24 protein-coding genes and 1 pseudogene are annotated in these 24,871 nt (G+C 62.9%); 7 read left to right on the top strand and 18 right to left on the bottom strand.

Going from position 1 to position 24,871, the window contains the following annotated elements; all coding sequences use genetic code 11:
* Positions 1 to 31: 31 nt before the first annotated feature.
* Positions 32 to 529 carry a cupin domain-containing protein gene (locus tag J0A91_RS16310; protein WP_069205787.1) on the bottom strand — a complete coding sequence of 166 codons (498 nt, stop codon included), beginning with the start codon at positions 527 to 529 and terminating at the stop codon, positions 32 to 34.
* Positions 530 to 721: 192 nt separating this feature from the next.
* A complete protein-coding gene (locus tag J0A91_RS16305) occupies positions 722 to 1,666 on the bottom strand; it encodes a LysR family transcriptional regulator (RefSeq protein WP_069205786.1) in 945 nt (314 codons plus the stop codon).
* 305 nt (positions 1,667 to 1,971) lie between these two features.
* Between J0A91_RS16305 and J0A91_RS16300 the strand changes: the two genes are divergently transcribed.
* The 4 genes from J0A91_RS16300 to J0A91_RS16285 all read left to right on the top strand — a co-directional run bounded on the left by J0A91_RS16300 (position 1,972) and on the right by J0A91_RS16285 (position 5,132).
* On the top strand, positions 1,972 to 2,670 hold the full coding sequence (locus J0A91_RS16300) for a dienelactone hydrolase family protein (RefSeq protein ID WP_069205785.1): 699 nt from the start codon (positions 1,972 to 1,974) through the stop codon (positions 2,668 to 2,670).
* 31 nt (positions 2,671 to 2,701) lie between these two features.
* Positions 2,702 to 3,691 carry an amidohydrolase family protein gene (locus tag J0A91_RS16295; RefSeq protein ID WP_069205784.1) on the top strand — a complete coding sequence of 330 codons (990 nt, stop codon included), beginning with the start codon at positions 2,702 to 2,704 and terminating at the stop codon, positions 3,689 to 3,691.
* A 38-nt stretch (positions 3,692 to 3,729) separates the two neighbouring features.
* Positions 3,730 to 4,341: a glutathione S-transferase family protein gene (locus J0A91_RS16290; protein ID WP_069205783.1), complete on the top strand. Its 612-nt coding sequence runs from the start codon at positions 3,730 to 3,732 to the stop codon at positions 4,339 to 4,341.
* Positions 4,342 to 4,406: 65 nt separating this feature from the next.
* On the top strand, positions 4,407 to 5,132 hold the full coding sequence (locus tag J0A91_RS16285; RefSeq protein WP_069207412.1) for a class II aldolase/adducin family protein: 726 nt from the start codon (positions 4,407 to 4,409) through the stop codon (positions 5,130 to 5,132).
* 7 nt (positions 5,133 to 5,139) lie between these two features.
* On the opposite strand, the gene J0A91_RS16280 is transcribed toward J0A91_RS16285, so the two are convergent.
* From J0A91_RS16280 to J0A91_RS24880, 9 genes are all read right to left on the bottom strand, one after another.
* Positions 5,140 to 5,649 carry a MarR family winged helix-turn-helix transcriptional regulator gene (locus J0A91_RS16280; RefSeq protein WP_150126943.1) on the bottom strand — a complete coding sequence of 170 codons (510 nt, stop codon included), beginning with the start codon at positions 5,647 to 5,649 and terminating at the stop codon, positions 5,140 to 5,142.
* A gap of 118 nt (positions 5,650 to 5,767) precedes the next feature.
* Entirely contained in the window at positions 5,768 to 6,115 is a 348-nt protein-coding gene (locus J0A91_RS16275; protein WP_069205781.1) for a non-heme iron oxygenase ferredoxin subunit, read from the bottom strand.
* On the bottom strand, positions 6,112 to 7,443 hold the full coding sequence (locus J0A91_RS16270) for a Rieske 2Fe-2S domain-containing protein (protein ID WP_069205780.1): 1,332 nt from the start codon (positions 7,441 to 7,443) through the stop codon (positions 6,112 to 6,114). The genes J0A91_RS16275 and J0A91_RS16270 overlap by 4 nt, the downstream gene beginning before the upstream one ends.
* A gap of 166 nt (positions 7,444 to 7,609) precedes the next feature.
* Positions 7,610 to 9,742, bottom strand: a complete 2,133-nt coding sequence (locus J0A91_RS16265; protein WP_083224725.1) for a TonB-dependent receptor — start codon at positions 9,740 to 9,742, stop codon at positions 7,610 to 7,612.
* 112 nt (positions 9,743 to 9,854) lie between these two features.
* A complete protein-coding gene (locus J0A91_RS16260) occupies positions 9,855 to 10,508 on the bottom strand; it encodes a c-type cytochrome (RefSeq protein WP_083224724.1) in 654 nt (217 codons plus the stop codon).
* 3 nt (positions 10,509 to 10,511) lie between these two features.
* Positions 10,512 to 12,449: a thiamine pyrophosphate-dependent enzyme gene (locus tag J0A91_RS16255; RefSeq protein ID WP_069205777.1), complete on the bottom strand. Its 1,938-nt coding sequence runs from the start codon at positions 12,447 to 12,449 to the stop codon at positions 10,512 to 10,514.
* Between the two features lie 128 nt (positions 12,450 to 12,577).
* Positions 12,578 to 13,099: a hypothetical protein gene (locus J0A91_RS24885; RefSeq protein WP_240502301.1), complete on the bottom strand. Its 522-nt coding sequence runs from the start codon at positions 13,097 to 13,099 to the stop codon at positions 12,578 to 12,580.
* Between the two features lie 77 nt (positions 13,100 to 13,176).
* On the bottom strand, positions 13,177 to 13,365 hold the full coding sequence (locus J0A91_RS25075) for a DODA-type extradiol aromatic ring-opening family dioxygenase (RefSeq protein WP_276204576.1): 189 nt from the start codon (positions 13,363 to 13,365) through the stop codon (positions 13,177 to 13,179).
* Positions 13,280 to 13,657, bottom strand: a complete 378-nt coding sequence (locus J0A91_RS24880) for a DODA-type extradiol aromatic ring-opening family dioxygenase (protein ID WP_276204615.1) — start codon at positions 13,655 to 13,657, stop codon at positions 13,280 to 13,282. Before J0A91_RS24880 ends, J0A91_RS25075 begins: the two co-directional genes overlap by 86 nt.
* A 336-nt stretch (positions 13,658 to 13,993) precedes the next feature.
* On the opposite strand from J0A91_RS24880, the gene J0A91_RS16245 reads away from it, so the two are divergent.
* The 3 genes from J0A91_RS16245 (at position 13,994) to J0A91_RS16235 (ending at position 16,419) form a co-directional block, all read left to right on the top strand.
* Positions 13,994 to 14,368, top strand: a complete 375-nt coding sequence (locus J0A91_RS16245) for a c-type cytochrome (protein ID WP_083224723.1) — start codon at positions 13,994 to 13,996, stop codon at positions 14,366 to 14,368.
* A 107-nt stretch (positions 14,369 to 14,475) separates the two neighbouring features.
* Positions 14,476 to 15,231 carry a class II aldolase/adducin family protein gene (locus J0A91_RS16240; protein WP_069207410.1) on the top strand — a complete coding sequence of 252 codons (756 nt, stop codon included), beginning with the start codon at positions 14,476 to 14,478 and terminating at the stop codon, positions 15,229 to 15,231.
* A 168-nt stretch (positions 15,232 to 15,399) separates the two neighbouring features.
* A complete protein-coding gene (locus J0A91_RS16235; RefSeq protein WP_069205776.1) occupies positions 15,400 to 16,419 on the top strand; it encodes an IS110 family RNA-guided transposase in 1,020 nt (339 codons plus the stop codon).
* 273 nt (positions 16,420 to 16,692) lie between these two features.
* Here the strand turns inward: J0A91_RS16235 and J0A91_RS25240 are convergent.
* The 7 genes and pseudogenes from J0A91_RS25240 to J0A91_RS16205 form a co-directional block, all read right to left on the bottom strand.
* Positions 16,693 to 16,833 (bottom strand): annotated as a pseudogene (locus J0A91_RS25240) (IS701 family transposase); the annotation flags it as partial.
* Between the two features lie 147 nt (positions 16,834 to 16,980).
* A complete protein-coding gene (locus J0A91_RS16230) occupies positions 16,981 to 18,471 on the bottom strand; it encodes a sulfatase family protein (protein WP_069205775.1) in 1,491 nt (496 codons plus the stop codon).
* Positions 18,472 to 18,524: 53 nt separating this feature from the next.
* Positions 18,525 to 19,055 carry a hypothetical protein gene (locus tag J0A91_RS16225; protein ID WP_069205774.1) on the bottom strand — a complete coding sequence of 177 codons (531 nt, stop codon included), beginning with the start codon at positions 19,053 to 19,055 and terminating at the stop codon, positions 18,525 to 18,527.
* Complete coding sequence (locus J0A91_RS16220; protein ID WP_069205773.1) at positions 19,025 to 19,957, bottom strand: formylglycine-generating enzyme family protein; 933 nt, start codon at positions 19,955 to 19,957, stop codon at positions 19,025 to 19,027. Before J0A91_RS16220 ends, J0A91_RS16225 begins: the two co-directional genes overlap by 31 nt.
* Positions 19,958 to 19,990: 33 nt before the next feature.
* Complete coding sequence (locus tag J0A91_RS16215) at positions 19,991 to 21,712, bottom strand: sulfatase family protein (RefSeq protein ID WP_069205772.1); 1,722 nt, start codon at positions 21,710 to 21,712, stop codon at positions 19,991 to 19,993.
* Positions 21,713 to 21,728: 16 nt separating this feature from the next.
* On the bottom strand, positions 21,729 to 23,624 hold the full coding sequence (locus J0A91_RS16210; protein ID WP_069205771.1) for a sulfatase-like hydrolase/transferase: 1,896 nt from the start codon (positions 23,622 to 23,624) through the stop codon (positions 21,729 to 21,731).
* 161 nt (positions 23,625 to 23,785) lie between these two features.
* Positions 23,786 to 24,838, bottom strand: coding sequence for a LacI family DNA-binding transcriptional regulator (locus tag J0A91_RS16205; protein ID WP_069205770.1), 1,053 nt, complete (start codon positions 24,836 to 24,838; stop codon positions 23,786 to 23,788).
* Positions 24,839 to 24,871 lie beyond the last annotated feature (33 nt).

The following is a 24,871-nucleotide window of genomic DNA, read 5'->3' as shown; positions in this document are numbered from 1 at the left end:
TCGTCAACACATTGATGATATCTCCTGTGTCTCAGGTCTTCTCGCTTTTGCGGGCGTCCGTGATCGCCTGGAAGTGTTCGACCTGTTCGGCGAACCCCTCCTGGAAGTTCCTGATGAGGTTGGTCGTCTTGCGGCTGCCGTCGGGCTCCTCGGTGATGCGCTCGTAAGCGCCGACTGCCTTCGCGAACACCTCGACCGTGGTGCAGCCATTTGGGCCAGCGGTCTTCGGACCATATAGTTCGTGGGCCGCATGCATGAGAACGTCGCCGGGGTGGAGGGTTCGCCCATCGACTTCGAGAGAGCCCCGGACGACGGTCTCGAAGCGATCGCAGGGGTGCGCGTGACGGGTAATCACGAATCCTGGCTCCATCTGCAGGATGAAGGCCATAGGTGTGTCGTCGTCGTCGGGGTCGCCAATGGCGAAGAGCGACGCTTTGTTTCCGATTGTGGAGGCCTGCTCGAACATGGAGCGGAAGCGCTCGGGCGATTGCCAATAGTCGGCATCGTGATCCAGCGAATAGGTGGGCATTGTTTTCCTCTCGGCGGGCCGCCTCGCATGTGCTCGAGAGGCCGCTTACCAGAGTATCCGCAGCGCACCTCCCTCGGCGGGTCGGGTCGGTGCTCGGACTAAATGTTGGAGCTGCCGCCATAAAACGACTTATGAAGCCCGAGTCATGACGGAAACGACTAGCACGAGCGCGCGGCGAACCACTCCCTGAAGCTAGGTGAGAGGGCCGATCACAGTACCTTCGAGGACGAGCTCCTCGATACTGTTGCGCAGGAACGCGGCTAGCCGTTCCGCCCCCCGGGTCCGCGATCGGTCCGCGAACCACACGAGGCCGGCAGGCCTGCTGGCCTGTTCGGCCTGGATGGGCATCGCCTTGAGACTTCCCCTCTGAAGCTCGCCCGCCACCATGAGGGCCGGCAGGACGGTGATCATGTCTGACGATTGGAGAATTTCGCACAGGAACCCGACCGAACCCGCGCGGACGAGGCCAGAGGGACGAAGTCCCAGCTCCTCGGCGAACGCCTCGATCTCTGGCCCGAAACGCTGCGAATAGGTCGGCAGAACCGCCTCGAAGTCGAGCACACTTGTTGACGCGTCGGTGAACAACGGATGACCGGGTCGCGCGACGAGGGCCAGTGGCTCGTTGTAGAGGCGTTCCATGACGAACCTGTCCTCCTCCGGACCGCGGTAAATCCGTCCCAACATGAGGTCGATCTCGCCCGAAGACAGCTGCACCAGCAGGTCGTTCGTCAGGCCCTCGATCACGCGCACCTGAAGGCCGGGGACGCTCTCGACGATTGTCGTCAGGAATCTCGGCAGCAGGCCGAGCGCCGCCGACGGTAGCGCCCCGATGGTGACGGTGTCGGTCGAACCCGCCATGCTGCGGTCGAGCTCGTCCTCGAGACGCCGGAGCGTTGCAAGGATAGACTTCGCCGCGCGCACCGGCCCGTCGCCGTGCATGCTTCTAACGACTCCGCGTGCCGAACGGTCGAACACCCTTGTCTGCAGGATGGTCTCGGCCTCGTGAAGTGACTTCGACAGCGCCGATTGCGTCATGCCGAGCGACACAGCGGCGCGCGACAGGCTGCCGCACTGATCGATCGCGGCGATCGCCCTGAGCTGACGCAGGGACAATCTGCTATCCAGAAAACGTTGCATCGTGGAACTCCGTTCGCTGCCACAGCCATTGGAGCGCAGTCTCTTACTCGCGATGGTATTACGAGTCCGACTGGCTTGGAAGGCGTAGAACAAGTGTGGTTGCCCTAGCCCGCCTTTTTGGGATGCGGTTTCCGCCGCGTGAAGGCATGACCAACTGGAATGGCTAGGGCGGGATTATTCGCGGCGTGGTGCAGCGCCGAGGTCGTATTGAGCCGCCGGCGGGCGAAGCCGCCCGGAGGCAGGATGACCGGGGTTGATGCGAAGTTGAACTCGGCACTCGCCGGAATTGATTGGAAAGATGAAGCATGACTTACTCCACCACCATCGCCGCGTCTGACCAAAGCGGCGAGTTCGCGGTCTACGTCGCCGAGCCCGCTGGCACGCCGCGCGCCGCGATCGTCGTTGTTCAGGAGATCTTCGGCGTGAATGCCGGCATCCGCCGCAAGTGCGACCTGCTCGCGCAGGAGGGCTATTTGGCTCTGGCGCCCGACCTGTTCTGGCGGCTCGAGCCGGGACTCCAACTCGATGCCGACAACGCGGCTTCGATGGCCAAGGGCGTCGAGCTCGTCGTCAAGTTCGACACTGACGTCGGGGTCACGGACCTCCAGACGACGATCGACCAAGCGCGTGCCTTGTCCGGAAATCGCAAGGTCGGGATCGTCGGCTACTGCCTGGGGGGAAGGATGGCAGCTTATGCGGCGGCACGCACCGATGTCGATGCATCGGTCGGCTATTACGGGGTCATGATCGAGAACATGCTGGGCGGGAAGGACGCGATCCGCAATCCGCTGATGCTGCACATTCCAGAGCACGACGACCACGTGCCGAAGGAAGTGCAGGAGAAGATCCATGCTGCCTTCGATGCGCACCCCCAAGTCACGCTGTATGACTATCCCGGCGAGCACCACGGCTTTGCCGACATGTTCGGCAAGCGGCGGTCCGAGGCCGGCGCTGAGCTTGCCGACAAGCGTTCAAGAGACTTTTTCGAATCCGCGCTCGCGTGATTTCGAACGCATTGCCTTCAGGACGATTCCCATGAAGATCATCGCGCTGGAGGAGCATGTCGTTCCTCGTCAGGTAAGCGAGGAATGGGTCCGCACTGCCGATCGCCAGGACCCCAGCGTGGCCTACACCCCGCAGCACCTCGCGAAAAGGCTCGAGGATCTGGGCGACCTGCGGTTGTCGGAAATGGACGACGCTGGCATCGACGTTCAGGTCCTGTCGCTGCCGCCGCCTGCGTTTCAGAATTTCGGGCCTGATGACGCCATCGCGCTGTCGCGCGACTTCAATGAGGTGATGGCGGCGACGGTTGCCAGTCGACCCGACAGGTTCGAGGCTTTTGCCTCGCTGCCGATGCCGGACCCGGAGGCAGCCGCCGCTGAGCTGGACCGCGCGGTGCGCAAGCTCGGACTGCAGGGTGCGCTGCTTTGCGGCCGGACTGGCGATCTGCACATGGACGATCGGGTGTTCGACCCGGTGTACGCGGCGGCGGAGCGGCTCGGCACGCCGTTGTACATTCATCCCCAGATGCCGCCCCCGAGCGTGATGGACGCCTATTATAAGGGATTCGAGCCGGTCGCCGGGTTCATGCTCGCCACGGCGGCAGTGGGTTGGCATTACGAAGCCGGGCTCGAGTTCCTCCGCATGGTCATGGGAGGCGTTTTTGACCGCTTTCCGACACTTCAGGTCATGCTCGGTCACTGGGGCGAGGTCGTCCTGTTCTACGTGGACCGCATCGCCGTCCTCGACAAGGCCAACCTCAAGCTCGAGCGGCCGGTCAAGGAGTACTTCCAACAGAACGCCTACTATACGCCGAGCGGCATCTTCACTGAGGACTATCTGAACTGGACGATCGCGACAGTCGGTGTCGGGCGGATCATCTTCTCGCAGGACTATCCCTACCAGATGTCCGGCGGCGGGGGTGCGCGCGCATTTCTGGAGACGGCGTCGATATCACAGGACGATAAGGAGCGGATTGCTCACCGTAACTGGGAGGATCTGACGTCACGGATCGTCCGCTCGTGAATCGGGATTGTCATCTCGATAGATCCGGCACGGAGCGCATGAGGCTGTACTTCTCGCCGGGTGCATGCTCGATGGTCGTCCGCATGGTGTTGAACCACGTCCAGGAGCCGTTCGAGGCGGTCCCGGTCGACCTCTCGGCGGGCGAGCAACGGGCTCCCGGTTTCCGAGCGATAAATTCGAAGGGCAAGGTGCCGACGCTGGTGAGGGAGGACGGCTCCGTCCTAACCGAGCTTGGCACGATCCTCGCGTGGGTTGCGGCGCGACACCCGGAGCATGGGCTGCTGCCGACCGATAATGAGGCGAGGACTCGCGTCCAGGAGGCTGTCGAATACTGCATTTCAACCATCCATGCGCTTGGGACGACCCGCATCTTCGTCCCCTCGGCCTTCGGCAAGGCGGAAGACGAGGAAGCGATCAAAGCGGAAGGGCGGCGCATAGTCGGTGAAGGGCTGCGGGTGCTCGAGGGGCGCATGGCCGGCGACGTTCACTTGGCCGACGAGTTGTCGATCGCCGATTTCGTCATATACTGGCTCGCGCTCGGGGCAGTCATGTCGGGGTTGCCGCTCCCGCCCCGAATCCACCATGACTACACCGCGATGCAGCAGCTCGATGCCGTGCGGCAGAGCCTGACTGACGAGGGCTTCGTATAGTCGCTGGGCGTGCATTGCCGGCCGCCGGGCCGCCCTTAGGGCGCACCGCGCCGGAGATAGACAGCATGACAGATATCGACGACGCTAAGAACCAGCTGGTGGTCGCGAACCGCATCCTCGCAAGGGAGGGCGTGACAGATGCGTATGGCCACGTCAGCATACGTAGCCCCATCCGCCCTGACCGGTTTCTGCTGTCACGTTCCTGCAGTCCGGCTCTGGTAGGGATCGACGACATTCTCGAATTCGATCTCGACGGTCTAGTGGCCGGAACGGATCGGCGTCCACCATATGTCGAGCGCTTCATCCACGCCGCGATCTACGCGGCCCGGCCCGAAGTGTCCGCGGTGGTACATAGCCACGCTACCGACGTCCTCCCTTACACGGTGACATCGACACCGCTCCGCGCCGTCATTCACAGCGCGGGCGTGATCGGATACGAGCTTCCATGTTGGGACATTCGCGACCGCTTTGACGACACGAACATGCTTGTGGTCGACATGGCGCAAGGTCGAGATCTGGCTGAGCGGCTCGGTGCCAACAAGGTCGTGCTGATGCGCGGTCATGGCTTCAGCGCCGTGGCCGGGTCGCTGGTCGAGGCGATCCGCATCTGCGTCTATTTGCGTGTCAACGCAGCAGTGCTTGAGAAGGCGCTCGCGCTTGGCGAGGTGACCTACCTGAGCGAGGGTGAGATCGAGCGGATCGGCGGCATCGACCCAGGAGCGCCGGAGGTGCAGCGGGCCTGGCGATACTGGGCTACGCGGGCGGGCTGCGAGGATATGCTCGACGGATGAGCCGGCTCTAGCGCGGCATGGCCCCAAGATCCTCGGGATGATCGCCGGCCACGTTCATTTTCACGTCTACGGCCTCGCGCAGCGCCTTGAACAGCTTGTCGAACACTTTCGGATTGTCCGCACGGAACTGCTCGTCGGCACGCCGCAGGATGGCTGCCGCTTCCTTTAATTTCGTCTCGCCCTCGGCGCTCAGGCTGACGACGCGTGCGCGCGCATCGCGGGCGTGGCTGGCTACATCGACCAGGCCCTTTTTGCTGAGCGGTTTCATCACTTGAGAGGCTAGCGCCGTGCTGATGCCGCAGGCGTCCGCGAGCTCGCGCTGGGTCACGCCCTTCACGTTGGACTCCAGCAACCAACCGAGACCGATCATCAGGACGAATTGCATCTCCGTAAGGTCGATCTTGGCGAGTTCGGCGTTGAGCTGGCGGTGCCAGATCGAAGACATGAGCCTCAGCAGGTAGCCGAGCACATCGTAGGATGAGTTGTACCCAGTAATTTCCGAGAGCTTTAGACTCATTGCTATTGCGGACTCCAACCCGATACGATCACCCTCGAGCGTTATGGGTCGGGGGAAGATCGTGTCAACCAAGGTCCCCACATATCTGCAACATGGTGACCAGATTGGGTCCAGATCTTTAGCTCTTTGGCGGATTGGCCACCGGACAGACGAATACGATCCCGCCGTCGACCCTGGTGGGGTACGTGGCGATGGGTTCGTAGCACGGGGAGGCGATCGCCTCACCCGTGCGAATGTCGAAGCTGCCCATATGAATTGGACAGAAGACCTGGTTGCCTTCGGTGTGTCCATCCGAAAGCCGCGCGTAGGCGTGTGAGCAGATGTTCCCGAGCGCGAAGAAACCGCCGTCGGACCTGCACAGGACCATCTCCACCCCGTCAGCGGTGACCATCGAGGGGAATTCGGAATCTATCTCCTCGACTGGCAGCGTGGGAACCCAGCCGCCGTCGGCCGCCGTATCGCTCACGCCAGCGCCTCGGTCTTGGCGCTCCGCTCTGCCTTGAGTGTCGGCATCGGCGGGTTCTGCAGGTAGTCGCGACCAACCTGTTCGGCGATGCGTACCAACACAGGCGGTTCGTTGGGCGACCCGCCAATCGTATTCGCCGGCAATATCCGGTCGTTCGCAAACGTCGGGGGCAGTTCACTCTCGGTTAGGTAGAACCCCTTCGGGTCCTTGCCCTCCGCGACGGCTTTGATGCCCTGACGAACGTACCGACGGAACATGACGATCCCGCGATCATGCGTGCCCAGATGCTCCAGCGCGATGATGTTGATCGGGCCCTGTCCGACTTGAGCCTCATGGTCGCCGGGCAGCCACTGGCGATCCGCGTAGGGTCGGTCGTCGCGTTGCCCGAAGACCTCGAGCGCGCGCCGTTTCTCGAACGGCATCGTCTCCTCGGCGGCGACATGACTGACGTAGAAGTTGATGCTCTTGTCGTCATCGACCGGCAGCGTCCAGAATGTCATGAACGGCGGCGTTGCCTCCTTCGGTGAGGAACCCGCCTCGAAGATCGAGCTGATGCAGTGGATGTTCGGGCCGAAGAATTCGGCCGAGCGAACCCAGACGTAGTCGCCCGAGCGACGGGCGGCGAGATACATGGCGCCCGCGGGTGTTTCCATGAAGGTCAGTTCGGGGAAGTGCTCGAACTCGTCGGCGAAGTGCTCCACACCACGCTTTTGCGGTATGACGTGGAGAATGTTGGTGTGGTGCGGATCGACCACATTCTCCTTGATCTGCACCCAGTTGCACTTGAGCTCGAGGCGCTCGCCAGGGACTAGTTCGACGCCGGGGATGTCAAAGCGATCCAGCATTGGAAAGGCTGGAATGCGTTCGGGCGGACCCATATAGACGAAGGCGATGCCCGCGAAGACGCGGACTGGATACCCGCCCTGCGTCACCTCGCACTTCAGGCGCTCAGCATTCGGGTCGCCGGGGATGTCGAGCAGCGTCCCGTTCGGCGCGAACAGCCGCCCGTGATAGCAGCAGCGGATGCCGCGCTTCTCGACGATGCCGAATTCGAGCGAGGTGTTGCGATGGCAGCAATGGAGATGGAGCACGCCGACCTCACCGCTGCCATTCTTGAAAGCAACGAGGTCCTCACCGAGCGCGCGGACCCGCAGGGGGAGCTCGCCGAGTTCGCTGACATACGCGACCGGATGCCAGAAGCGCCGCAGGTATTCGCCACCAGGAGTGCCGCGTCCGACGCCGCACAGCATCATATCTGGCGTCGCGACCTGCTTGCGGTAATAGCCGTCGTAAGCGGACGGCATGCGGGTGTCGTTCGTGGTCGTCATAGCCTCTCCCACCGCCTCGTGGGCGGTTCAAACTAGTCAACGTATTGACTATATTGCACTGTGCGCCGTGTCAACGCGCAATCGACAGCGGCGTCTTGAAAGCGGTACGGCAGGAGACCTGGGGTCCCCTGCCGTGCTGCAAGTCAGCGTCTATCGGCCGGGGCCTTCACCACTTGATGGAGAGTCGTCCCCCGAAGGTCCGCGGCGGCTCGAGGCCGCCGCTCGCGGCAGCGGTCGCCGACCCCCCGTTGATCGTCGTGAAGACGGTGGCGTCCTCTATGTTGCGAACGTAGAACTGGATGTTCCAGCGGTCGCTGCTGGGGGCGAAGGTTAGTGAGGCGTCGGTGCGATGGAAGGCATCTTGCCGCTGGGTTGGAAGGTTGTTGAAGGCGCCGTAGTGTCCGTCCTCGTACTGCGTGTCGACGCGCCCGGTGAGCGTCGCGCCACCCGGCAGTTCGAAGCGCTTCTCGATTCCCCCCTGCAGATTGACGTCGGGCGCATTGATCATCTGGTTGCCGTTGAAGTTGTAGCCGACGCCCGCAAAATCATCGTAGCGAGCGTGCTGGAGCACGATTGCGCCGTTGATCGACCAAGTAGGCGTGATACGGGCACGCAGATTGACGTCGACGCCGTAGATCGTCGATTTCTCGGCGTTGAGCACGGTCGACAGTCCGGTGGCGCTCACGAACTGGATCGCCTGGAAGTTCTTGTAGAGATAATGGAAGGCCTCGACGTTGAGCTCCAGCCGATTGTCGAAGAACCGCGACTTCAAACCACCGGAGATAGCGGTGAGCTTAGATTCAGGAACGACTGGGTTCATCGGGTTGGTGGCCGTCGGCCCGGCATCCGGGTTGTAGCCGAATCCGATGTAACCGGACTGGAGATTGGCGTAGACAAGCACGCGGTCGGCGAGGTCGTAGTCGGCGCCGAGCTTATAGTCGGGCCGCGACTGCGCCCGGTCGAACGCGATCCGAACGCCTGCGGCACCGGTGCCCGACGCCTCGATCTTGTCGCGCGAATAACGCGCGCCGGCCGTGAATCGTAGCTTATCAGTCACCGACACGATCGCCTGAGCGAACGCGGCATAGTTGGTGTTAGTCTGATCGGTCAGGTTGAGTAGCACGGGCGTGAACGCCGTAGGTGACGTGTAGCGGTATTGGCTGTCCGTAAAGTTGGTCTTGTTATGCAGATAAAACAGACCAGCGGTGAGTTTCACCGGCCCGACACTGCCGTTCCAGCGGAGCTCCTGCGATAACTGGCGCTCGCGGTCGAAGACATAGAGCTTGTTGCCTGCGGAGCCGCTGAAATAAAGGTATTCCGCCTTGAAGTCGACATAGGCCGGAATGTAGGTGAACGTGCTGCCGCCGGCATCGAGCGTTACGTTCGCTCCGACGATATCATTCCTATTGTCCTGATAGTTTTCGCTGCCGTTCAATGGATTGCCGGCGACCCCGACCGCAGGCAGCCGGAACGGATGGTTCCGATCGGCCGGCGGGTTTGGGACTAGATTGGTGATCGGCTTGCCCGTGTCATGGCCGTGCTGGTAGAAGACGTAGGCCCGCAACCCCTCCGCGGGCTTGACCAGCGCCGAGATACGACCACTCCAGTTATTCTGCGCGGCCAATCCGTTGCCATAGAAGGAATCGCGGCGTTTGTAGATGCCAGCGACGCGGAAGCTCAGCGCGTCCAAGACGGCCAGGTTCTGACCACCGGTGACTTCTAGGGCATTGTAGCTCCCGTATGACGCCTGCACATTACCCGAAAAGTCGTCTTTGGGAGCCTGCGAGTACAGGTTGATCGCGCCGCCAGCCGCGGATCCGCCGTACAGCGTCCCTTGCGGGCCGGCGATGGATTCCACACGGTCCAGATCGTAAGTCAGGCCGAAGGTGCCGTAGCGCTGGATGATCACGCCGTTGAGGAGCAGCGCCGAGGCCGCCTGGAAGTTTGGAAGGTCGCTGCGTGTGCCAATTCCGCGAATAAACACCTGCGTGACGGGCCCTTGTGCGCGCAGATTGGCGCTTGGGAGGATTTTGCCCAGCGAGATCGCGTCCGTGATACCGCGCGTCTGAAGCTCCTCGCCACCGACCGCCACGATCGAGGCGGGTGCGCGTTGTGCGTTCTCGGATGTCTTGCGCGCCGTGACGACGATGTCGGTCAAGCCGGTCGTGTCGGTGGTCTGCGGCGTCTCCGGCGTGCCCGCAGGCACTGGCGGACTGGCCATTTGAGCATGCGCGGGTGCGCTGATCGCGCACACCATCGCGATTGCCGACACGCCTGTCGGACGAAGGATTGTTTTCATTGCCTCTCCCCTGATGCTGCCACCGTCTTCGAGCGGCCTCCGCCGTGTTATCTTCGGACCGAGAGATCGTCAATGTATTGACAACATTAACGTGGTTTTTATTCCGGCAGTGTCAGGACGGCGTCGCCACAAAGCGAGCGACAGCATCCGTCTCTGCCTTGGAAAGCGGATCGGGGGTCAGGCTGGGCATACCTTCAGGTGGATCGAGGATCAGCGCGGCTATCGCCGACGCGTCGCGGTTCTTGCCCTCCTTGATCAGGTTTGGCGCTATGCCGCCCTCTCGCGCGGCTCCATGACACACGGCGCAGTTCCGCCGGTAGAGCGCCTCCCCGTCCGCGACGGTGTTGGCCGTATTCGGCCGCGCTCCGGACGCCGCGACTTTTGCAAGCGCGGGTACGGCCGTGTAGGGGCGGCCGGCCTGAAGCAATCGGACGAAGCGCTCAATCTGGCCAAGGTCGTCGTCGGGCAACGCCCACGACGTATAGGGGGGCATCGCACCCTTCGGATTCCGGACGTATCGGCGGAAGGAGGTGTCATCCAGCCGCGACGCCGAAAGCGGAGGTCCGGACAGAATCGATCCCTGGCCCGCCAGGCCGTGGCACTGGTAGCAGCCCTGCCGGACGTAGAGCCGCTGCCCGGGATCGCCCGTCTCATAGGGGGCGGTCAGTCGTGCGATCGACTGGGCGCTTGTGCGCGCGCTGCTCGGGCTCAAAATGATGGCCACTGACAGCACGACAGTCGGAACGAGGAGAAGTGGAATGCGCACCGGTCACCTCATCTGCGTCAGAGTGTCCAGAAGTGCGGGACGTCCGCTCTTCACGACCTCGAGCGCCCGTTGAAGAGCGCCCACCAACTCGTTCGGCTTCGAAATCGGCCCCTCGGCATGAACACCCATACCTCTTGCGATCTGGGCGAAGTCGATCTCTGGGTCAGTCATCATCGTTCCGATGGCCCAGGAGTAAGGGTCTCGGTCGCGCCGTCCCGCCATGCGCTTGAGGTGCATCGTCTCCTGGTGCCACGAACGGTTATTGTGCATCACCATCAATAAAGGGAGCCGGTGATGCGCGGCGGTCCAGAGAGCGCCGGGAAGCATCATGAGGTCGCCATCACACTGGATGGCGACCGCAATGCGGCCAGCGTCCCGGTGGGCAAGCGCCGCGCCGACTGCCGCTGGTGCGCCATATCCAACACCGTAGCCACCCTCGCCACCGATGTATTGGTGGTATTTCGTGAAATCCCAAAGCCGCTGGGGCCATGAACTGACGAAGGCGTGGTTCGAGACAAGTCCCCAGTCAAGCCCGCTGATCTGCTCCCAAATCTCCATCGAAAGCCGGGCCGTGCTGATCGGAGAGGCATCCCAGCCAATCGCCGCAGCCGATGCGTCGTCGGCTCGCATCGTCGTGTAGGCCGCCTTGAGTTTCTCCGTCCGTGCCCCGATCGTCGCCAACTGCTCGGGCGAAGCCTGCCGGTGGACGGCGGCGATCAGCGACGGCAGGCTCGCCTCCGCATCCGCGTCGATCGCCAGATCCGCGGCGAAATACCGCTGGGCGTCCTGCACGACGGACCTCACATAGCCATAGTTGGCGCTAATCCCGATCACCTTCGCGTCGCCGTTCGCGATCCTTCGCGAGGGGCGGCCGATGACATCGGGCACGGCGTTGATAGTGCCCCAGAGGTCGGTCAGTTCGAGACCGAGGATCGCGTCGGCCTGGCGCACGAGCGTGTTCTGGAGGCTTGTCTGACACAGATAGTGCGTGGTCGGCATGTTGAGCCGGCCCGCGCGATCTATCACTGGGGCGTTCAGGAGCGTCGCCAATTCGACGATCAGGTCCACGCCCCGCTGTGAGCGTGCTGCGCGGTCGGCAACAATCAGCGGTGCCGATGCGGCGAGAAGGATACCGGCGGCGCGTTCAATCGCCTCGGGCGCTGCTGCCGGCGGCGACACCGGCGCACGCGCGGGGACCTTAAGCCGGGCGCCTTCCCCGACATCCTCTTCCTGGAGCTCGGAGTCAGCCACGATCATCACTGGCTCATAGGGCGGCGTCATCGAGAGTTCGTGCGCCCGCATGTAGGATTCCGCATAGTGCTCGAGGCTGACGGGAGTGTCATCGTATTTGACATATTCGCGGACGAATGCGCCGAGATCCTGTGCGGAGTGCACCCACTCTACACCGGGACGCCGCTTCGTGGCGTCAAGGCTGTTGCCCGCGATCACCATCATCGGCGCGCGGTCACACCAAGCGTTGTAGATCGCCATCGATGCGTGAAGGAGCCCGACCGTGCTGTGCACCAGGCACGCCATGGGCTGGTTAGCGACCTTTGCGTAACCGTGCGCAATTCCGGCTGAAATCTCTTCATGCACGCAGACGATCAATTCAGGCGCGCGGTTACCCCCATAGTTAACGATCGACTCGTGGAGACCGCGGAAGGTCGCGCCCGCCATGGCAGCGACGTAGCGCGTGTCGGTCGCCTTGAGCAGGTCGACCATGAAGTCCGATCCGGGGCGCTTGACCAGCTGCGGTTCGTCGTCGACGAGCGGGAGCGCGCCGTTCTCCGCGGCGGCAGCCGCCGTACCGGGCGGCGCTACCTTCCTCGGTGCGGGCTCCCCCTGGCCTTGCGCGAAAACGGGCACCGCAGGCGCGGCAACGCCTGCCAGCACTGAAGCCTTGATAAAGCTGCGACGGCCGAGATGTTTGGCGTCTTTCATGTCTCTCCATCCCGGCGATATTGGTTCCGCCGTTAACAGAGAATCGCACAGACGCCGCATATCGTCAATACATTGACATATTTTCGCTCGCGTTGCGTCTTCGATTTGCGGGCGAGTATACCATCGGCTCATTTCTCGCCTAAGGTGCTGCCGACGGAATCGAGGGGCTCAGGAGCGTTCCGGCTCGCCCGGAACTTCTCAAGCGTCTCTCCGTGCATGCCGACATAGACGACTGCATTGGGCAGGCCGAGCACTGCGGCGAGCTTCTCGAGACCGAAGAAAATGGCGCCCCGTTCGATGAGCCCGCTCCGGTCGCAACTCGAGATCAACGCCTGATCGATGGGGTCGAGCCCCGAGCCCGCGAGAGCTCCCGCTTCATCTGCCAGGAAGGCGGTGCGATGCTCTGGCACGACCATCTGCTGGAGAAAGCGGTTCAGGTCGTACCGCTCGACGCTCAGTCCGAGTGTGAACGATTGCCTTTGCGGCAGCTCAAGCGTCGCGCGATCGAGCTCCGACACGGGCCGCAGCATTCCAGTACGAGACCTGTTCTCGAGCAATAGGGTGGAGATGCCGGTCATCGACGGCAGGTAATAATCGCGCGAGAGAACCTCCGGACGCGCCGCCAGTGCACCTCGCATGATTAGCCACATCACGGCCTCGGAACTCTCCCACCCGCCGCGCATCGCGAGCTCGCTCTAGCTCATCCGCACCACCGTCTCGGGATCGTCTACGATGAGGTCAACGAACTGCCGATCCCATTCGGGGTCTTTGAAGCCCGCCCGTGGACCTGATGCGACGGCCCGCCGGTGGCGACGATCGCGACCGCAAGATCATCGTGATAGCTCTCGATCGCCCGACGCAGTGCCTGCCCGAGCTTCCAGCAGCGCAGGGCGCTCGGAACTGGGGTCTGCAGCACTCCGACGGCCAACGGGGATCATCGCGAACGGCCAGCGCTCGGCATGATCGGCGAGGAGACTCATCGGAGAGAAGCAGCCGTGGTCAAGCCCCCGCCGCTGGAAGAAGGTCATGTCGAACTCGTCGGCGACAAGGCGCTCGGCGATATGTCGAGCGAGCGCGGGGTGGCCGTCGATTGCGGGAATCGCTCGCGTGCCGCCGCCCTCGTCAGCGACCGAGTGGCTGGCGCCCACGCCCAGTGCGAAGGTCGAATAGTGGTCGAAGAAGAAACAGGTGACGTGGTCGTTGTAGATTGTGAAAATCAGGTGGCCTGTGCTCGTGCAGCCATTGCGTCAGCGGAGCATAGGCCGCGAAGATCGGCGCCCAAGAAGGATCTTGCTGCTTCCCGGCGTCGAGCGCGAAGCCGATCATCGGCGTGTGCGACGTCCAAATACCACCGATTATGCGCGCCATTCCTATCTCACTCAATCCACTTAGTTGGGCCGTCATGCCGCGAGGCCAGCGCCGCGGCAGCGTGCTGGAGGGGGAGACCTTGCCTAGACTTCAATATCGGCGTTAAGGGGCAACAGTCACAATATCAACGTATTGACGATATTCGGCATGCATGGCACATTGCCGGAGGAGGAGAGATGATGAGATACTTATCGCTAGCTGGGAGCCTCTGCCTAGCCATCGCTACCGCCGCGCTTGCTGCCCAACCGCCGGCCAGCGTACAGAAGGGGCGTCGGTTCTTCGCTCAGTGCGTCTCCTGTCATTCGATGGATGGCTCTGCTGGCGTAGGTCCAACCCTGCTCGGAGTGTTTGGCCGTAAGTCGGGCGCCGCTACGGGGTTTGGATACTCGCCAGCGATGAAGGGCGCCGGGATCGTCTGGAACGATGCTGCGCTTGATTCCTTTCTCCGTGCTCCGCAGCGCTTTTTGCCGCGCAACAAGATGCCTTATGCGGGGATGGCGAACGAGCAGGACCGCCGAGACGTGATCGCGTATCTGAAGGCGGCGAAGTAGTGTCACGCAACTCTATGGAGCGGACGCAGACGGGCACAATCAGCAGGAGGGCCGCAATCACTTCAGCCGTGTCCTTGGTGGCGACAGGACTCATGCCGCGAACGCTTATGGCGACGCCTGTCGCTCCCGCTCCCACGTTGGAGCGGGCCATCGTCGATGTCGTGATCGCGAATCGGATACTGGCGAACCAGGAGGTCGTGGATGCGTACGGCCATGTCAGCATGCGGCATCCGACGAACGCAAACCGGTTCCTGCTGTCGAGGTCGCGGAGCCCCGAGCTCGTCGAGGCGGGCGACATCGTGGAGTTCAACCTCGATGGCACAGCTGCGATACCGGAGAAGGCGCCCTTCTACATAGAGCGATTTATCCATGCGGGGATCTACGCCGCTCGGCCAGACGTAAATTCCGTCGTCCATGCACACGCGGCGGAAGTGTTGCCATTCACGATCTCAAAGACTCCCCTCGAGCCCGTCATCCAGAATGCCGGTGTTGTCGGGTCGCGAGTGCCCGTCTGGGACAGCCGCGCCCATTTCGGAGATACCAATCTGCTCGTCAGTGACATCGCGATGGGCGCTGACATCGCCGCAAAGCTCGGCAAGGAGCGCGTCGTTCTGATGCGGGGCCATGGCTTTGCGGCAGCGGGACGCAATCTTATCGAGGTGCTGCGCATGGCGATCTATCTGCGTCTCGACGCAAGGGTATTGACGGAGGCGCTAAAGCTCGGCCCCGTGGTTCCACTTTCTGAAGGGGAGATCAAGAAGATCGCGGACGTCGCACCCACGGCGCCCGAGCTTCAGCGTGCCTGGGCGTACTGGGCGACCAAAGCGGGATGCGCCGATCTGCTGGAGAAGCCGACTCCTTAGTACCGATTGGCTCGATTCGGTACACGTGTCGGTGACGGTCCAAGCCTTAACAGAAGGTCTCATCCGGAGACGGCTCGGATGGTCTGACGTGATGGCGTGGACGGCCCCTGCACCAGCGTAGCTGTGCAATACTGCGGTCGTTGTAGGTCCACGTCTAGGAGTCGGCAGATGAAGCAGGAGGTTGTCACCGTCGGGTTGGATTTGGCGAAGAGCGTTTTTCAGGTGCACGCGATCGCCCGCGACGGTGCCGTGCTGGTGCGGCGCAAGCTACGGCGCGCAGAGCTAATCGGCTTCTTCACTGATCTTCCAGGGTGCCTGGTCGGCATGGAGGCATGTGCGTCGGCGCATCACTGGGCACGGGAGCTGATAAAGTTGGGGCATGAGGTACGGCTGATGCCACGGGCCTATGTGAAGCCCTATGTGAAGCGCGGGAAGACCGACGCAGCCGACGCCGAGGCCATTTGCGAGGCGGTGACGCGTCCAACGATGCGGTTCGTTGCGGTGAAGACCGTAGACCAGCAGGCGATGTTGATGCTGCACAAAAGCCGCGACCTGATGGTGCGGCAGCGGACGATGCTCATCAACGCGCTTCGAGGGCACCTGGCTGAGTACGGCGTCGTGACAGGTGTCGGCGCGGGCGGCGTGACCGCGATGCTAAAAGCGTTGCACGAACAGCAAGACAAGCTGCCCGTTCACGCCGGCTCGGCCCTGCACGCCCTTGCCGCCCAGCTACGGGCGCTCTCGAGCGAGGTCGACCGGCTCGAAGCGCAGATACTCGCGTGGCACCGAGCCGACGAGACGAGCCGCCGGCTCGCCACGATACCGGGCATCGGTCCGATCACCGCGTTCGCCATATCAGCGGCAGTGCCGGATGCCTCGCTGTTCCGATCTGGGCGACAATTCGCAGCATGGTTCGGGCTTACCCCGAGAGCGAACAGCTCCGGCGGCAAGGAGCGTCTCGGCGAGATCACCAAGCAGGGTGACGGCTATTTGCGACGGCTACTCGTAGTCGGCGCGACGGCAGTCATGCGTATGGCGCGCAAGAATGCAGCTCGCCAACCTTGGTTGGCACAGCTTCTCGAGCGCAAACCGGCGAAGATCGCGACCGTAGCGCTCGCCAACAAGACAGTGCGCATTGCCTGGGCGGTGATGTCGCGCAACGAAGTCTACGCGGCGTCCGCCGCGTGACCGTCGTCCGCGCCGCCGGGTAACGCCCGTGGCCGGAAGGCGTAGGAGTAGCTGAGTAGTGATGACGACCCGGTCAGACCGGGGGTCGGCAAAACCTAGGGGGTCACAGCGCTTCGAGCGCGATGACGTGATTAGGGAGCCGGCCTGCGGACTTCATCAGGGCCAGCAGCCATACGGTGCTGCGCGAACAGGCCGAACACATGGATGCACCCGACCGGTGCTCATCGCTGTACAAACGCTCTTGCGCCGCAGGGGTCGTCGACACATGACCCCCGCCTTGCGCGCCACTGGCATCATCAGACCCGTACAATAATCCCGAAGCGGCTCGGCCCGATCGGCATGCCCAATGACCTCGATCAAGGCTTCCACATATCCATCAAATGCCGTTGCTTCGCTGCAGTCCTCGCTCACCATGGCGCTCATCCATCGCTGTGACTCCGCAGCCTATCACAACCCGGCGCCCAGCGAATCTCCCAACGCACCCGTTTCTGACTCAGTAAGATTAGGTGTAGTTCTGTGTGCCGGCACGGTCAGGCCAATTCTAGTCCAAGTCCCAAGGGTTCACTCGCCGCCACCGCCACTGATACGGAAGCGAGCCGGATCTTGGGGCACGTTCATCGGTTTGCCAGCGATCGCGGCTTGCAAGTTGGCGAACTGCGGGTCCGAGGTGCGCCGCATTTCCGCGAGCAGCGCGGTGCGCATTGCGGCGATCCGGGCCACATGGCGCTTCTCGCCGATCAGGTTGCGGCGCTGCCCGGGATCGTCGTGCAGGTCGTAGAAAGCGAGCGGAATGCCCTCGACATATTGCTTGACGCGTGCGGCGATCTTCGGATCGCCGTTCGCAGCGGCGACCATGGCGGGCCAGGTCAGGCCGAACATGCTCTCCAGCTTCATCTGCAATATACCGTCCGCCCATGCCTGGAACACCAGCGCGTAGCGGTCGTCCTGGATCGCGCGTGATGGATAGGCCATACCGCTCGATACCTCGTTGACGTATGTCACCTGATAGCGCGGGGCGGTGAATGCTTGGCCGAGCATCAGCGGCATCCAAGACTGGCCGTCGAGCGCGCTCGGCGGCGCGATGCCGAGCAAGTCGAGCAGGGTCGGCAGGATATCGAGGTTCGTCGTGAGCTCGCCGAACTGGCGCGGCGCGGCCATGCCTGGCCAGGCGATCAACACCGGCACCCGAGTGCCGTGATCGTAGCAGGTCGCCTTGGCGAACGGGAAAGGCATGCCATGATCGGCACAGAAGACGATAGCGGTGTTATGCGCCTCGCCGCTTTCCTCCAGAGCTCGCAAGATCGCGCCGATCGCGAGGTCCATCCGCTGCGCGCTGTTCCAATATTGCGCGAGTTCGCGGCGCACGTCGGGCAGGTCTTCCAGCATCGCCGGGACCGTCACGTCGTCCGGTCCGACCTCATGAGGGATCACGTACGGTCCCTTGTTCCCGTGATCGGCCTTGGCCGCAGCGCGACTGCCGTAGAAGGGGCGGTGTGGATCGTTGATGTTGCACTGGACGAAGAAGGGCTTGTTCTGTGCCTTCGCCTCCTCGACCGCGACGGTAAGACCGTGGGCGTGGACCAGTGTATGGCGGTCTTTGCCGTTCTGCAGATAGTCCCAAGGAAAGCATGACCAAGGCTGCATATGATCGACTTTGTGGATTGCGGCGGCGAAATATCCCTGATCCTGCAGGATCGTCGTCAGCGTCGGGGTGTCGGACTTCACCGGGATGAAGCCGGTGCCGCCGCTATGGTGTGGCAGCAGGCCGGTCATGAACGCCTGACGCGAGGGCATGCAGATCGGTGCGACCGTGCGGTTGTTGACGAACCGGTGCGCGCGCGCCGCCAGTGCGTCCAGGTTCGGCGTCAGCTTCTGCATGCCGCCCATGAAGCCCGGGATGGAAGAATCCAGATCGTCTGCGGTGATGAACAGCAGGTTGGTGCGTTCGCCCTGCGGCTTTGGCTCGGGGTGCCGTTGCGCCCATCCCGCCGAAGGAACGATGCCCATCAGCGCCGCGGCCGCCGCACCCTTCAGCAACTCCCTCTTCCGCATTGATCGCCCTTTCTATGACATTGGTACGTCGCGATGATCATCGCGCTGTCGGTTCAAAGCCGCCTCGTACTAGCAGCGTTTGATGTGGTCGCGCTCAGTGTCTGCATGACTAGGATTTCGCGCGCATCGTGATGCCGGCGCCAAAGCCGTGTCGTCTCGGCCAAACGCTGCACCGCATTGTTCTGCTCGGCCAGTTCGGCCGGTGGCACCGATAGCCGCGTGATGGCGCTGGTGACATGCCGTTCCAGGATCATCCGCCGAACCGCGACCATGTCATAGCCCGTGCCGCCGGCGCCGAGCGGATCACCGCTTGGCAATGACGCATGCATCATCGTGCCGACCTTTTCCTCCAGCGTCATCCGCATGAGCAGATCGTCGATACGGACGTCGGCGGAGCGGCGCGAATCCTCGTATGGATCGAGACGACCGTTATGGTTGAGGTCGCGGTAGACCGGCGAGGCATCACTCCCCGACGCCGCGAGGAGAAGCCCGGCGAGCGGGAGGAGTATGCGGGCATGAGCTGCGGTCATACGGATATGGCGATCATCAAGTGTCAGCGCGATACAGGGCGGCGCAAAACGCATCGGAAGCCGATATGCGTCGTCGATGTATCGATCGTCTCGGGGTGACGCGCGGCGGGGCGATAGCGCTGGCAATAATTCTCCGCGCACAGGTGCGAGCCGCCCTTGATGACCTTGCGGCCGATGCGCAGGCCGGGCTGTGCCGGATCGTAGCTCTGGAATTGTTTGGCACCGCGCGGATTGCTCACCGCGCAGCAACTCTTGCGCGCGGTGCCGGTCGGGGAAGGGGGGGAGTCTGCCCACCAATCCTGCGTCCATTCCCAGACGTTGCCGATCAGGTCGTAGGCACCATAGGGATTGGCCGGGAAGCTGCGGACCGGTGATGTCCCCTCCCAGCCGTCGAGGCGCAGGTTGGCGAAGGGAAACCGGCCGTGCCAATAATTCGCCAGTATCTGCCCGTCGGGAGCCAGATTGTCGCCCCAGGCATAATCGGCGTCGTCCAGCCCGCCACGCGCGGCAAATTCGAACTCGGCTTCGGTCGGGAGTGCCTTCCCGGCCCAGCGGGCATAGGCTTCGGCATCGGCGAAGGCGATGTGGACGACGGGATGATCGTCGAGTCCTGCGATGTCGCTGCCGGAGCCGGTCGGGTGCCGCCAGTCCGCACCGTGAACGAACCGCCACCAGCCGCTCGGGTCGGCCATATCGACAGGGCCAGAAGGTTTGACGAAGACCAGCGATCCCGCTTTCGCCATCTCCACCGGCAAGTCGGGATAAGCATGCGGATCAGGCGGAATTTCGGCAACGGTGACATGACCTGTCGCCGTCACGAAGCGCGAGAAATCACGATTGGTCACCAGCGTTTCGTCGATCCAGAAATCATCTACACGAACGCGGCGTTGGGGCGCCTCTTCGGGATAGAAACGGTCCGAACCCATTGTGAAGATGCCGCCCGCGATTGGGCGCATGCCAGGGATATCTGAAATGTCCATCGGCTGATCTTATGGCTTCGAGCCCGAGGTGACATCATTGCCGTCGCGCCCAACCACCGGCATCGGACGAAGGGCTTGGCCGCTGGCATGCGCCGCCGCCTTCGCGAGACTGTCGGGCAGGATGTCGTCGAGCCGGTCCAGGCGGTTGGGCTCGACGAGCCAGTCCTGCGGGAAGGGTGCCGCGCCGGTGCCGTCGCGATTGCGGCGGACCGATCCGATCGACAGCCGTTGCGTATAGGGAATGACATGGTGTCCGCTGCGGTCGGCAAGTTGTTCGTACATCGCTTGCCGCAACGCGATCTTGTCGGCGAGATATTCGGGATCGTTGACGAGGTTGTGCATCTCGTCCGGATCCTTGGTGACGTCGTACAGTTCGTCAGTGTCGTAGACGCCGTAATATTGGATGTACTTCAGCGGTCCACGCCGGATCGCGAAGGTGCCGGGCGTCATCGGGAAGCTCCATTCCCAATAATATTCGTAGACGAAATCGGGCGCTTTCCACGCGGTGGCATCGATCTTGCCGGTAATGAGCGGCCAGGCGCTGACACCTTCGAACTGTTTCGGTCGCGCTACGCCAGCGAGATCGAGGAAGGTCGGCGCGTAATCGAGGTTGCGCAATTGCCCCTGATTGACCTTGCCGGCCGGGACTGTGCCGGGTTCGTACATCACCATTGGTACGCGGACCGAAGGTTCGTAGGCGGTACGCTTGTCGATAAGCCCGTGCTCGCCAATCTGGAAGCCGTTGTCGGCAGTGAAGACGACCAGCGTGTCCTTTTCCAGCCCGCGCTGCTTGAGGTACGACATGATCCGCCCCACGCTGTCATCGACTGCGGACAGGGTCGAATAGTAATAGCGAAGATACTCCGCCATCGTCATGTCGGAATTGTAGAAAAAATCGACCCCGTGCCAACTGTTGCGCTGATTGTAGACCCACATCGGCTTGCCGGCGTAGTTTTGCGGCGTGTTGGCCGCACTGGTCGGTAGGCGGAAGTTCACGCCGTCATATTGATGGGCATACCGTGGCGGTGGCAGGGGGTCGGAGTGGACCGCCTTATGGCTGAGATAGAGGAAGAACGGCTTGTTCGGGTCGCGCTCCTTTTCCAACCACGACATCGCATAGTCGGTCAGTTCGTCGGTGAGATAACCCTTCTGCGTGACCGGCTTGCCATCGATGTTGAGCATATTGCGTTCGCCGCGTGCGGCGGCGGCGGGGGCGATGCCGTTCGTCGGATAATAGGCGCCTTGGCCTTTGAAGCTGATCCACTTGTCGAAACCCGAACGCGGAGCGTCGGTGTCGCTGCCCATGTGCCACTTACCGATAAATGCGGTTTGGTAGCCCGCCTGCTGGAGGTAACGCGGGAAGAAGGTCAGCCCATCTTCGGACGAGTGGTTGTTGTCGACCACCCCGTGATTGCGGGCTGTCATTCCGGTAAGGATGGTCGCCCGGCTCGGGCTGCACAGCGACGAGGTGACGACGGTGTTCGGGAAATAGGTGCCACCGCGAGCAAGCGCGTCGATATTGGGCGTCTTGAGTCCTGGTTGCAGAAAGCCCATGCCGTCGTAGCGCAAGTCGTCGAGCAGGATGAAGATGACGTTGCGCGGCTTCACCGCGGCTACCGCAGGAGATGCGACGGTCGGCGCGGCTGTTTGTGCCTGCGCGGTCTGTCCGACTGCAATCGCAGCGAACAGGGCGCCGGTAGCCAGCAGACGCGTCACAGTGAGAACCTTCATGGATGGGCTTCCTGAATTAGCGGGGCGGGTTTCGTCGCATGCGTTCGATATCGAAGATCGGCCGGTGCGGGTCGTAGCGATCCTCGAGCGTCTCGATCAGATATTGCGACGCGTTGCGGAGATAATCGGTCTCGTCGTTCATCATCGCCCGAAGCGGCGCTATTGCGCCGCGGGCGGCCGGGCCGAGGCGGGTCAGGACATTCACGGTCTGAAGCCGGACTGGCATCACATTGGACGGCGCCAGCAACGTTGCAAGCGCCCTGACCGCCGCATCGGCGCGACCCGCGGCCGCGAAGGCTTCCGCCGCGGCGACACGAACCTGGGGTGACGGATCGTTCGCCATCATCGTGCCGAGCGTCGCGGCCGCCGGTGCCGCCCGCGCGCCAAGCATGGCCAGGCCAGTCGCGCCCCACCAGCGTATCGTCGCGTCGCGATCGGCCAGCGCTGATCGCAGCAACGTGATCTTGCGCGGATCGCGTCGCGCTGCCGCTTGGGCGAGGGCCATGATTCGTTTCAGCGGATAGGCACCTGGCATTCGGCTCGCGCGATAACCTTCGCTCGCGATCCCTTCGGGCATGAAACCATTGTCGCCGATCTGAAGCATATGATCGTCAAGCGCGCGGCGCATCGCGAGAATGCGTGGCGTATGTGTCGGAGCGGCAATGCGGTTGTCGATCTGGTCGGGATCGGCCGTGAGGTCGTAGAACTCCTCATAAGGCCGCGGCTCGAACGGGCGAGTTTGGACCGGCGTCAACTTGCCGTCGCGCCGCAACACATCCCAATCCTGATATCCGGTCGCCAACCATTCAAAGGCCTGGTTCTGGATCGTTGGCAGATAGGGCAGATAGTTGCGGATATACCGATAGCGCCCGTCGCCGACCGTGCGGACCATGTCGTAGCGCTCGTCCATCCGGTTGCGCATACCGAAGGCGTAGCGCTGTGGCCGGATGGTGCCTTGACCCAGGAACGGCCGGCCTTGCATCGTCGCCGGGATCGGTAGGCCGACGATCGACAACAGGGTCGGCGCGAGATCGATAAACGACACCGGCGCGGTGACTTCGCTGCCGGCGCGCTGCGGCATCAGGTGCGCCCATTTGGGCGGGACGCGCACCACCATCGCGCAGTGCAGGCCCTGCTCGTAGCAATAGCGCTTGCTGCGGGGTAGCACCCCGCCGTTGTCTGAATAGTAGAAAACGATCGTGTCGTCGGAGAGGCCGGCGGCGTCTAGTTCGGCGAGCTTTTCGCCGATCTGCCCGTCCATCGTTTCGATCAGATTGTAATAGCTGGCGTAATCGCGGCGGATGCCTGGTGTGTCGGGCAGATATGCGGGCAGGCGGATGTCATTGGGCTTCACGCGGCCCGCCGTAGGCGCGAACAGCCGCGATTCATGCGTGGTCATGAAATTGAACACGGCCATGAACGGCTTGCCCGCCGGCCGGTTCTTCCAATGCGCCTGCGGGCTACTCGAGTCCCAAATTCGGTCCGGGTCAACGTCGCAATTATAGTCGGTCTTAGCGTTGTTCGTGCAGTAATAGCCCGCAGCGCGCAGCAACTCCGGATAGGTCTTGACGACGTCAGGCAGCGCCGCGTTGGCCCGCATATGGTTGGCGGGCGCGTTCGCCTCCGGGTAGACGCCGGTCAATATGCCGAAGCGCGACGGCGCACAGACCGGCGCGTTGCTGAACGCGTTGCGATAGAGCAACCCTGCCTTGGCGAGTGCGTCGATCGTGGGCGTGTGCGCCAACCGGTCACCATAAGCGCCGATGAATGGATTGTTGTCCTCGCTGACCAACCACAGGATGTTGGGCCGCTCGCCCGGACCGGTCGCGAACGCCGGGCGGTTCACCAATGCGGCAGCGGCGACGCCGCCGGCGCGCAACACGCTACGACGCGATATCCGGCTCTTTCGCATGCTCTCTCCCGACGATTGACGCTGTGCCGTTCTTCGCCAGCTTGGCTCACCTTCCGATCCCGGACCGACGGTGTCAACGAAAAAATATTAGCGCTAAATTTAGCCGTTCGACCGCTTCACCGCGAGGTGTGCCAGCCTGCACGGCGCCGGATGAAGTGGCGTCACTCCCCGGGACGTGCGGTCGACTCGCGAATGATCAGTTGATGGTCGAGATAAGTGACCTGTGGATCGACCTCTCCGCTCGTCACGATGCCGATCGCCCGGCGCGCCGCCATCGCGGCAATCTGCGTGACGGGCTGCCGGATCGTGGTGAGGGTTGGCCAGATCTTAAGGGCGAGTGGACCGTCGTCAAACCCTGCGACAGACAACTGGCCGGGGATGTCGATTCCCATACGATGCGCAACTGATACGATCGCCGCGGCGATCTCATCATTACTGGCGAAGATCGCGGTCGGGCGCGGCGAAATCGCCAGTAACTCGTTCGCCGCCGCCAGCCCGGACTCGTAGGTGAGGTTGGCGGACGCGACCATCTCCGGCTGTGCGATGATTCCCGCATTGGTCAAGGCATCGCGATAGCCTTCGTATCGTGTCTTGTCCGCATGGAGCCGCGATCCGATGCGGATGAAGCCGATACGGGTATGGCCGAGCGAGATCAGATAGGCCGTCATCTCGCGCGCGGCTGCGCGATCATCGATGCGCACGCCGGGAATGCCCGGCAATTCGTCGCCCGGCGAAATCGCGACCAGCGGCAGCGGAAACGCGCCGGGCGCGCAATGGTCGCTGATGAGTTCGCAATAGGGTGGAGGGGAGATGATCGCGCCGATCCCCGTGGCGCGCAGCGCTTCGGCGGAGGCGATCAACTCGTCCAGCTTCGGTGCTTCGAACCGTCGCATGACGAGTTGCGCGCCGCTTTCGCTGGTTTCCTCCAGCGCGCCGCTCAGAATCGAGCTCAGGAAGCCGCTGTCGAGATTCCGCGAGAACAGGCCGATCCGGATCGTAGCGGCGCTGGCGAGCGACCGTGCGGCGAGGTTCGGCATGTAACCAAGTTCGCGTGCCGCAGCGATGACCGCCTCGCGCGTCGTGGCGCGCACATTGTGACGGTTGTTGAGGACGTTCGACACGGTCATCGCCGACACGCCCGCGCGCTCCGCCACGGTCTGGATAGTCACCGATTGGCTGGCGCGGCGCGTGGCGCGGGACATGGTCTTGGTCATGTCCCACGCATGTGCTGGAAACTGCGCCGCAAT

The organism is Sphingomonas panacis (genome assembly GCF_001717955.1).
In the GTDB taxonomy this organism is placed as follows: domain Bacteria; phylum Pseudomonadota; class Alphaproteobacteria; order Sphingomonadales; family Sphingomonadaceae; genus Sphingomonas; species Sphingomonas panacis.
This window is presented reverse-complemented; position numbering and strand designations above follow the sequence as displayed.

Bases quoted from the DNA above. Each gene is read 5' to 3' on its own strand.
- J0A91_RS16310 (WP_069205787.1), bottom strand. From the start codon at position 529: ATGCCCACCTATTCGCTGGATCACGATGCCGACTATTGGCAATCGCCC.
- J0A91_RS16305 (WP_069205786.1), bottom strand. From the start codon at position 1,666: ATGCAACGTTTTCTGGATAGCAGATTGTCCCTGCGTCAGCTCAGGGCG.
- J0A91_RS16300 (WP_069205785.1), top strand. From the start codon at position 1,972: ATGACTTACTCCACCACCATCGCCGCGTCTGACCAAAGCGGCGAGTTC.
- J0A91_RS16295 (WP_069205784.1), top strand. From the start codon at position 2,702: ATGAAGATCATCGCGCTGGAGGAGCATGTCGTTCCTCGTCAGGTAAGC.
- J0A91_RS16290 (WP_069205783.1), top strand. From the start codon at position 3,730: ATGAGGCTGTACTTCTCGCCGGGTGCATGCTCGATGGTCGTCCGCATG.
- J0A91_RS16285 (WP_069207412.1), top strand. From the start codon at position 4,407: ATGACAGATATCGACGACGCTAAGAACCAGCTGGTGGTCGCGAACCGC.
- J0A91_RS16280 (WP_150126943.1), bottom strand. From the start codon at position 5,649: ATGAGTCTAAAGCTCTCGGAAATTACTGGGTACAACTCATCCTACGAT.
- J0A91_RS16270 (WP_069205780.1), bottom strand. From the start codon at position 7,443: ATGACGACCACGAACGACACCCGCATGCCGTCCGCTTACGACGGCTAT.
- J0A91_RS16265 (WP_083224725.1), bottom strand. From the start codon at position 9,742: ATGAAAACAATCCTTCGTCCGACAGGCGTGTCGGCAATCGCGATGGTG.
- J0A91_RS16255 (WP_069205777.1), bottom strand. From the start codon at position 12,449: ATGAAAGACGCCAAACATCTCGGCCGTCGCAGCTTTATCAAGGCTTCA.
- J0A91_RS24885 (WP_240502301.1), bottom strand. From the start codon at position 13,099: ATGTGGCTAATCATGCGAGGTGCACTGGCGGCGCGTCCGGAGGTTCTC.
- J0A91_RS16245 (WP_083224723.1), top strand. From the start codon at position 13,994: ATGATGAGATACTTATCGCTAGCTGGGAGCCTCTGCCTAGCCATCGCT.
- J0A91_RS16240 (WP_069207410.1), top strand. From the start codon at position 14,476: ATGGCGACGCCTGTCGCTCCCGCTCCCACGTTGGAGCGGGCCATCGTC.
- J0A91_RS16235 (WP_069205776.1), top strand. From the start codon at position 15,400: ATGAAGCAGGAGGTTGTCACCGTCGGGTTGGATTTGGCGAAGAGCGTT.
- J0A91_RS16230 (WP_069205775.1), bottom strand. From the start codon at position 18,471: ATGCGGAAGAGGGAGTTGCTGAAGGGTGCGGCGGCCGCGGCGCTGATG.
- J0A91_RS16225 (WP_069205774.1), bottom strand. From the start codon at position 19,055: ATGCGTTTTGCGCCGCCCTGTATCGCGCTGACACTTGATGATCGCCAT.
- J0A91_RS16220 (WP_069205773.1), bottom strand. From the start codon at position 19,957: ATGCGCCCAATCGCGGGCGGCATCTTCACAATGGGTTCGGACCGTTTC.
- J0A91_RS16215 (WP_069205772.1), bottom strand. From the start codon at position 21,712: ATGAAGGTTCTCACTGTGACGCGTCTGCTGGCTACCGGCGCCCTGTTC.
- J0A91_RS16210 (WP_069205771.1), bottom strand. From the start codon at position 23,624: ATGCGAAAGAGCCGGATATCGCGTCGTAGCGTGTTGCGCGCCGGCGGC.
- J0A91_RS16205 (WP_069205770.1), bottom strand. From the start codon at position 24,838: ATGACCAAGACCATGTCCCGCGCCACGCGCCGCGCCAGCCAATCGGTG.